The 565-nt window shown below is 38.4% G+C and carries 2 protein-coding genes; both read right to left on the bottom strand.

The window, feature by feature from the left end; genetic code table 11:
* Positions 1 to 230: cation:dicarboxylate symporter family transporter (locus R7O13_RS29480; protein WP_318305542.1), on the bottom strand; the 230-nt coding region annotated here is incomplete at its 3' end.
* Positions 231 to 382: 152 nt separating this feature from the next.
* Positions 383 to 565 (bottom strand): hypothetical protein (locus R7O13_RS29475; RefSeq protein WP_318305541.1); only part of this gene is annotated, 183 nt, incomplete at its 5' end.

Raw genomic sequence — 565 nt, 5'->3', positions numbered from 1 at the left:
ATCAAAGCCACAGCAACCAATGGGATTACCAGCATCTTGATTAGGTTGATAAAGATAGCACCTAATGGCGCGAATACAGTCGCATCATGACCCATTAGAGCACCAACGGCAGTACCCACGATCATTGCAATGACGACTTGCACGCCAATGTTGTTTAGCAAACTCTTTTGTTTTAACACTTCCATAACCTCTGTGCTAATAAAATGTAAAATCCTAAAATTACCCACCATCCTGTAATTGTTTTATGGATAATTATCTCGCCTTGCTTTTTACACGTATCGTTCACAATTGGCAATATGCAGCAGAAGCTTATTGATGAAATAATCGATATTTCATTGACGGGTGCTAATTTTTTGCACGATAGCAAACGATTGCCATTTGCTTAATGTATGGATTCTGTATCTCGATGTGTTCTTGGGTGATAAATCACGTTTGTTGAAATTAAGTTAATGTTAATGGCTTGTTCAACGGTGGAGTTGAGGAAGGGCTTTGGTTTTTTGGTTTGATATTTATAACAATAATTAGCCAACACGCTCACATTTTGGTTCGTGCGGGTATCTGAATG

This window comes from Vibrio sp. Y176 (genome assembly GCF_033438945.1).
The sequence above is the reverse complement of the archived record's forward strand: the minus strand, read 5'-3'. Positions and strand labels throughout refer to the sequence as shown.